The organism is Microseira wollei NIES-4236 (assembly GCF_020521235.1).
GTDB lineage: Bacteria > Cyanobacteriota > Cyanobacteriia > Cyanobacteriales > Aerosakkonemataceae > Microseira > Microseira wollei.
Map to the genome: position 1 here is coordinate 1 of NZ_BLAY01000297.1, position 7,471 is coordinate 7,471.

Genomic DNA, 7,471 nt, shown 5'->3' on the forward strand with positions numbered 1-7,471 from the left:
ATTTACAGATTTCGGGGCACGGCGTTCTACAATCTTTGGTAAAAATCAAAAGTTATTGGACGCCGTGCCCCTACGGGGGCGGGTTTATTTACGGGTTTCTCAAACTTGAAATATGTCAGGAAATACATTTCCGGCTTTCGGGGCACGGCGTTCTACAATCTTTGGTAAAAATCAAAAGTTATTGCACGCCGTGCCCCTACGGGGGCGGGTTTATTTACGGGTTTCTCAAACTTGAAATATGTCAGGAAATACATTTCCGGCTTTCGGGGCACGGCGTTCTACAATCTTTGGTAAAAATCAAAAGTTATTGGACGCCGTGCCCCTACGGGGGCGGGTTTATTTAAACTGTACATTATTGCATAAATTATTGGTGCAACCCGCCCCTACTAATTTGCATTAAAAGGCGCGGACTTTCCCCCCAATGCTTCTACAATGGTGCGCGTGTTTGCTTGCATCATTTTGATATAACTATTAGCTGCGCTATTCGGTGCGCCAATTGAATCCGAGTAAAGTTGCTGCGGCGCTAATTTTATCCCAGCTTCTTGGGCGACGGTATTAATCAAAGCGGGATTAATTGTAGTTTCGGCAAATATTGCCGGTACTTGCGTTCTTTTGAGCGCTTCTACTAATTGCTGCACGGTTTTAGCGCTGGGTTGTTCTTCCGTACTGATGCCAATTAATGTCCCAATAATCGAAAGTCCATAGGCACGAGCATAATATTGAAAAGCATCGTGGGTGGTTACCAATTTGCGCTTTTCAGGCGGAATCGTTTGAATTTGTTGAGCAATCCAAACATCTAGCTGCTTTAATTCGTTGTTCAGTTGCGCCGCATTTTTTGTAAATGTTTCTCGGTCTTCGGGTGACAGTTCAATTAACGCATCTCGAATCCCATTAACCATTTGAATCGCGTTTTCTACATCTCCCCAAACATGGGGGTCTGGAACTGTTTCTTTACCGTCTTTCTTCAACTGTAAAGGCTTTACCACCTCCCCGACGGCTACTTTTCTGCTTTTTATTCCCGCAGCGTTCATCAGTTTAATTAACCCCGGTTCCAGGTTATAACCGTTGTATAAAATTAAATTTGCTTTCTCCAATGCCTGCGTATCTTTTGGGACTGGCTCGTAAACGTGGGGGTCTGAACCCGCTGGCAATATTCCGGTTAGCTCAATTTCACCTTGCCCGACTCGCTCGGTCAAGTCGGCGATGATGGTGCTGGTTGCTACCACGTTTGGTTTATTATCTGCCCCTGGATTGGTGCGGTTGGCAGTTTGTCGATCGCAGGCATTCAGCCAAAATGCCAGTAAAACCCCAACTGCCGCTTGCCATCTGCGTTTGCTGCTTTGTTGCACTATTAGTCTCGCTTATGGTGTAAATTACTCCTATTAATAGATGTTTTCATAATCTTTTCATTTTTATAATACGCTAAAGAATAGCCAACTCATCATCTGATTATGAAAACTGTTACCGCGTCACCGGATACCGATTGGACGAAGTTAGTCTGCCACCTGAGAATCGTGCCACCCGATCCAGGTGCAATTATTACGGTTAGCCAGTTAAGCGTCTACTACCGTGCGGTAGAGGCACTAAGGAATATTACCTGCGAGATTCTACCAGGTCGGTTAACGGGTATAATTGGCCCCAACGGTGCTGGTAAAAGTACGTTGCTGAAGGCAATGTTGGGGTTGGTTCCCGCGACTGGCGGGAGGGTGTTGTATGATGGAAAGCCCTTGATGGAACAGCTAGATCGGGTGGCGTATGTACCCCAGCGATCGCAAATCGACTGGACTTACCCCGCCACCGTCTGGGATGTAGTCATGATGGGAAGAGTGCGAAAAACTGGATGGTTTCGCCGCTTTTCTAGTGTCAGTCGCCGCATTGCGGCAGACGCCCTAGAGAGGGTAGGAATGAGTCAATATGGCGATCGCCCGATCGGTCAACTATCGGGAGGACAGCAACAGCGAGTCTTTCTAGCGAGAGCTTTAGCACAAGAAGCGGATATTTTCTGCTTTGACGAACCCTTTGTCGGTATCGACCAAAAAACTCAAGCGGTGATTTTTGATATTTTTCACGACCTGGCAAAAGAGGGTAAAACCGTCCTCGTTGTCAACCACGACTTGGGAGAATCTATCTCTCACTTTGATGATTTGATTTTACTCAATACTGAACTAATTGCTGCGGGTTCCCGCGAGCAAGTGCTGAGTCAAGAAAACCTCTACCGCGCCTACGGAGGTCACGTGGTATTTTTTGCCCCAGAAGCTGCTTAAAAATCATGACTGAATATTTAGCTGGCAAGCTGCCAACAGAGCAACAATTGCATGAATGGATTGAATTCTTTCATGCCAATGGTTTTCTCGTCATTCCCAATGTTTTAACCCCCGCACAATGCGAAGCACTGAGAAACGATCTGGATGCAGCTTTAATTGCGGATGTGGGTGAGTCAGAATCCAGAACATCTCGCAAGATAATGGAACGAATGTTCGAGCATTCTCAGCCGAACTTAAATCTGTTTGATTTAGAGCCAATTGTCACCTTTGCCGAACATTTAATCGGAGGAGCAAATGGCCCTGGTTATGCGATGGACGAGGGAATACCCAATGCGAATGTCATTCATGTAATCCACAATAATTCTTTTAAAATTGCTCCAGAAACAGATGGACTTGGTGGCAATAAATGGCATCAAGATGATACACCCCATATCCTATCCCTTGACGGGAAACCTTTAACGAACGTGCGGTTAAACGTGTTAGCGTTTACTGTCAATTATTATTTGACGGATGTTTTGAGTGAAGAAAATGGGTCAACGCAAGTTATACCGGGTTCCCATTTGTTTGGCAAATTTTGTGATGGGGATATTGCAGCCTATGAAGATAAAGTTTATAGCTGTTTAGGGGCGATGGGTGCGGCGGTGTGCTTCAATAACCAAGTTTGGCACAGAGGTTCCAGAAATAATTCAAAGGTGACGAGATATATTACCCAAGTGACCTATGCAAAAAGGCTAGTCGGTCATAAGTATAATCCGTTCATGAATTATCAAATGCCGAGTCATTGTTATGAAAGTGCAAGCCCTAAATTGAAACAATTATTGGGATTTTTGCCCGGTGGAGCTTACGGTTAGTTAACTCAAGTTGCTAGTTATCTCATAAATAGAAGCGAATGGCTAATGGCTAATGGCTAATTTCAGGAAAATGGTATATTAGCAATTAGCAATTAGCAATTAGCAACTGGCGTGAGTTAAAGTGAAATAAAGTAATGTTAGAAGCATTAATTGAGCCGTTACAGTACGGTTTTATGCAGCGATCGCTCATCATCGCCATTTTAGTCGGTCTTCTGTGCGCGGTCGTCGGCAGCTATTTAATGGTACAGCGATTGGCGCTGCTGGGAGATGCCATCGGACACTCGGTGTTACCGGGGTTAGCGATCGCATTTATGCTAGGAACCAATATCTTTGTCGGGGCGTTTATTGCCGGGGTGGTGAGTACAATGGCGATCGCATGGATCAGGACGCGATCGCCGATTAAAGAAGACGCCGCAATGGGTATAGTTTTTTCCGCTTTCTTCGCCCTCGGCATTACCTTAATTACCCTAATCCAAAAAGACAATAAAATCGACCTCAATCACTTCCTATTCGGCAATATTCTAGGCGTCACCATCGAGGAAGTCCGCGACACCGCCATCATCGCGGCAATTGTTTTATTAGTTGTCTTTCTGTTGTACAAACAACTGCTTTTCTACACCTTTGACCCTTTAGGCGCTCAAGCGGCGGGGTTGCCAGTAAATTTACTCAATTTTGGCCTGATGGTGCTAATTGCCCTCACAATTGTCGCCAGCATGAAAGCAGTAGGCGTAATTTTAGTGTTATCTTTGTTAATTACACCGGGGGCAACGGCGTATTTGTTAGTCAAACGACTGCATCAGGTAATGATTTTAGGGGCTGGAATTGGGATTTTTTCCAGCATCAGCGGCATGTATCTCAGCTACTTTTTTAATTTGCCATCTGGCCCAGCTATTGTATTAGTTGCATCGGGATTATTTTTACTGGCGTTATTATTCAGCCCCAGTTACGGTATTTTTACCCAACCCAAGTCTAATTCTAAACAGTTACCAGCGGTGTGGCGGGAGTTGAAACAGTTAATTCGGTAATAACGCAAGTTGCTAGTTATAAACTTGGGCGTTGCTAATTGCTAATTGCTAATTGCTAATTGCTAATATAGCATCTTTCCTGAAAATTAGCCATTAGCCTTTCTTTTGAGATAACTAGCAAATTGAGTTAATAGGGATTGCCGATTGCAGATTTGAGTTAAATCTGCAATCGGCAATCTACAATCTTAAATCTTTTTCAAGATTTTCTTTTTCTGCGACAACAACCCCAGTCCAGCAACTAAACCAAGCCCAAGAGTAACAGCAGGTTCTGGTACTTTTGTCGGTGGTTGATCTGGTGTATCATATTCGTATGTAACCGTTACAGATGATTTGGCATAAGTATCAATGATGGTGGTTAAGTTGGACGGCCCCGTAAACTGTGATGTGCCTTGAGCTGAGAACAAAAAGTTCAAGTTACCAACACCAATAAATTGCGCTAAAAATGCGCTATCAGTGTAAGTATTCTCTCCAGAGTCTCCGGCAGTGAGTCCTTCAAAAATTACTGGTTGGTTTCTAGGAACATTGGGAAATATAAGTGCCTGACCTGGATTTTTGTCGAAAAGAGGGGTAGAGTCTGGCAATTTTAATGTAACGTTACCTGAGAACGCTCCGGTGATTGTTTTAGGCGCTCCTGCATCTCTGTTTATCAGCTGTCCATCACCGGCAATTTGTCCGGTAAATCCGATTTTGACACTTTTGAGAATTCCTAAAATTGGGTTGAATTTTTCAATACTCAGAGGCGAGTCCGTAATGGCTGTCCGACCATAATTGTTAATCGCGTAGGATGGCGGTACGTCTGTTTCATCACCTGTTGGGATGTAAGAAGCGGTGCGTATCAGCGTACCAGCGTTAGCAATACCAGAGGTAGCCAAAATGACTGTTAATGCAGTCGCAGTCGTTAAACCTGTTAAAAATGGTGCTTTCATAACTTTGTCATCCGCAAGATTACTATTTTTCCATGCAGATGCACACCTGGAATATATGAAGCTTGCTGACCGTAAGTTTACTCTCGTTTCTCAGCCGCTTCATCAAAAATTTATCGTTGTTGTTACTCTAAAGCAATTTTTTTTTAAATACAACAATTTTATTTAAAGATTTAATAACTTTAGTCGCTTGAGTTTATACGTAAATTACTTAAACTCAAGACAGATCCGAATCAGTATTATCTAAATCTTCACAAATAATCCGTCGAATTTTAATGATTTACTCTTAAGTAGATTTAAGGATACTTAAGTAAAAATGGTTATTTAACTGGCAATGGGTGAGGCATTCTGAAGATTTTTACGTAAATACCGATCTGTGTAGCATTGGGTTTGCGATCGCCAACTCGTCACAAAAATTAGCATTGTGCGGCGTTTCCCCCTTCTCTAAAAGGGAAGCAAGTTATATTTTCCCGTCCCCCCCAAAAAGGGGGGATCTGTATGAGAGACTGACGCAAAGAAACCGGGTTTCCTAGAAACCCGGTTTCTAAGATCGTCGTGGGTCAGTCCTGATTCTGTACAAGGGAAGATTTTACGATTGCCGTGTCCCTACTCGTCGTGGGTCAGTCCTGAAAACAAAAAATTCCCCCCTTCCCTTGTAGGGAAGGGGGGTTAGGGGGGTTAGGGGGGTTCGATTAAGCCTTTTTCCAGATTTTCTTTTTCTGCGACAACAACCCCAGTCCAGCAACTAAACCAAGACCAAGAGTAGTAGCAGGTTCGGGGATTTTGCGAGGGAGTTCCTCATATTCGTATGTCACCATGAGCGCGGATCTAGCAAATGTATCCACATAAGTGGATAAGTTTCCAGAGCCTATAAAACTTGAGGTGGCTGTAGCTGAAAACATGAAGTTCATGACGCTATTACCCATGAACTGCTGCAAGAAGCTGCTATCGGTGAAGGTTCTCTCTCCGGATCCGCTGGCGGTTAGTCCCTCAAACGTCCTCCCAGAATTACCCGCAAAATCTTGCCTTCCGTCATATCTGCTGACATTGTCAAAGGTACGCGAGTTAGTTGGATTCAAATCAAATAAAGATGTACCATTAGGCAATTTTAATTCCAGTTCGCCTAAAAGATTGGCTGTAACTGTCTGCGATCGCGCATCTCTGTTTTCTAAACCTCCATCTACAGTAATATCTCCGGAAAAGTTGATCTTTACGCTTCTGAGCGTACCTTGCGAGGGGCTGAACTGTTCGATACTCATAATTGAATTGAGAATGTCTGTACGACCATAACCTTGATCCAGGTAGTTGGTCGGCACGTTGTTTAGATCAAATTGGGTCTGTTGGTAAACGGTACGGCGCGTCAGCGTGTTGGCGTTGGCAATTTCAGCAGTTGCGATTCCGCCTGCAACTGCGGCGGCGACGGTTAGACCTGTTAATAGCTGTGCTTTCATTCAACTTCGTTATTGATGGACACCTTTTCAATCTAGCCACTGGTTTTTAAAATTACCAACGTTATTCCACCTAAATTTGCTCAAATTGTTTTTTTCAGGTTTTACGCGAATCTAATTAAGTAGATAAAACTATGATTACGTAATATTTATAGCCTCAATCGGACATTCTCGCCTTAATTATTCGGAATTAAGTATACTTAGAAATAATAGTACTTTAAAATACTAAAATAACGCCGGACAAGCATAGGGTAACTACTGATGCCGGTAGCCTTGGTTGTGGCGAGCGCGATACCATAACAAAAGTTAACATTCGTCTCAGGTTGCAGGGATTAGCAGCTATGGCAGTAAAAGTAGGAGATGTCGCTCCCGATTTCACCCTTCCTTCCCAAACTGGCGAACCCGTCAGCCTTAAGGACTTCAAAGGTAAAAAATCCGTCGTGCTGTACTTTTACCCAAAAGACGACACCCCAGGATGTACCACCGAATCCTGTGCATTTAGAGATAGCTATGAAGTCTTCAAAACTGCGGGTGCAGAAGTGATCGGCATTAGCGGCGACTCAAGTACCTCGCACCAGCAGTTTGCCACCAAATACCAACTGCCTTTCATATTATTGAGCGACACTGGCAACCAAGTCCGGAAGCTATACGGAGTTCCCGCTACTTTAGGTTTGCTTCCAGGGCGAGTTACCTACGTAATTGACGCAAATGGAGTTGTGCAGCATATTTTTAACTCCCAGTTCAACTTCAAAGGGCATGTGGAGGAATCGCTCAAAACGCTGCAAACAATTCAGATTGGGTGAATTTGTAGGGGCATCTTTGACCACAGATGCGTGCCACAATCGACAATTGATCCAATAACCTGTGGCAAAAGTAGGGACAAGGCATGTGAAACATTGGTTGTCAAACCCGAAATATTGATCGTGCCGTGTCCCTACCAGGTTGCGGGTAAAACCATCG

General features: G+C 43.9%; 9 protein-coding genes. 6 read left to right on the forward strand and 3 right to left on the reverse strand.

Features of this window, described 5'->3' with window-relative positions; genetic code table 11:
- The first annotated feature begins 112 nt into the window (after positions 1-112).
- Positions 113-235: a hypothetical protein gene (locus MiSe_RS51745; protein WP_264196726.1), complete on the forward strand. Its 123-nt coding sequence runs from the start codon at positions 113-115 to the stop codon at positions 233-235.
- Positions 236-238: 3 nt separating this feature from the next.
- A complete protein-coding gene (locus MiSe_RS46310; protein ID WP_226593674.1) occupies positions 239-400 on the forward strand; it encodes a hypothetical protein in 162 nt (53 codons plus the stop codon).
- On the opposite strand, the gene MiSe_RS46315 is transcribed toward MiSe_RS46310, so the two are convergent.
- On the reverse strand, positions 387-1,349 hold the full coding sequence (locus MiSe_RS46315) for a metal ABC transporter substrate-binding protein (protein WP_307731671.1): 963 nt from the start codon (positions 1,347-1,349) through the stop codon (positions 387-389). The two genes, MiSe_RS46310 and MiSe_RS46315, sit on opposite strands and share 14 nt — an antisense overlap.
- A gap of 102 nt (positions 1,350-1,451) precedes the next feature.
- Here MiSe_RS46315 and MiSe_RS46320 point away from each other — a divergent pair, with 102 nt between their 5' ends.
- The 3 genes from MiSe_RS46320 (at position 1,452) to MiSe_RS46330 (ending at position 4,140) form a co-directional block, all read left to right on the forward strand.
- Positions 1,452-2,264: a metal ABC transporter ATP-binding protein gene (locus MiSe_RS46320; RefSeq protein WP_226593676.1), complete on the forward strand. Its 813-nt coding sequence runs from the start codon at positions 1,452-1,454 to the stop codon at positions 2,262-2,264.
- 5 nt (positions 2,265-2,269) lie between these two features.
- Positions 2,270-3,115 (forward strand): phytanoyl-CoA dioxygenase family protein, encoded by an 846-nt coding sequence (locus MiSe_RS46325; RefSeq protein WP_226593678.1) that lies wholly within the window; start codon positions 2,270-2,272, stop codon positions 3,113-3,115.
- A 134-nt stretch (positions 3,116-3,249) separates the two neighbouring features.
- On the forward strand, positions 3,250-4,140 hold the full coding sequence (locus tag MiSe_RS46330) for a metal ABC transporter permease (protein ID WP_226593680.1): 891 nt from the start codon (positions 3,250-3,252) through the stop codon (positions 4,138-4,140).
- A 185-nt stretch (positions 4,141-4,325) separates the two neighbouring features.
- Here the strand turns inward: MiSe_RS46330 and MiSe_RS46335 are convergent, their stop codons facing one another.
- Both MiSe_RS46335 and MiSe_RS46340 read right to left on the reverse strand, forming a co-directional pair.
- Complete coding sequence (locus MiSe_RS46335) at positions 4,326-5,066, reverse strand: choice-of-anchor E domain-containing protein (protein ID WP_226593681.1); 741 nt, start codon at positions 5,064-5,066, stop codon at positions 4,326-4,328.
- Positions 5,067-5,755: 689 nt separating this feature from the next.
- Positions 5,756-6,514, reverse strand: a complete 759-nt coding sequence (locus MiSe_RS46340; RefSeq protein WP_226593683.1) for a choice-of-anchor E domain-containing protein — start codon at positions 6,512-6,514, stop codon at positions 5,756-5,758.
- Positions 6,515-6,852: 338 nt separating this feature from the next.
- Between MiSe_RS46340 and MiSe_RS46345 the strand changes: the two genes are divergently transcribed.
- Complete coding sequence (locus MiSe_RS46345; RefSeq protein ID WP_226593685.1) at positions 6,853-7,314, forward strand: peroxiredoxin; 462 nt, start codon at positions 6,853-6,855, stop codon at positions 7,312-7,314.
- The last annotated feature ends 157 nt before the right edge of the window (positions 7,315-7,471 follow it).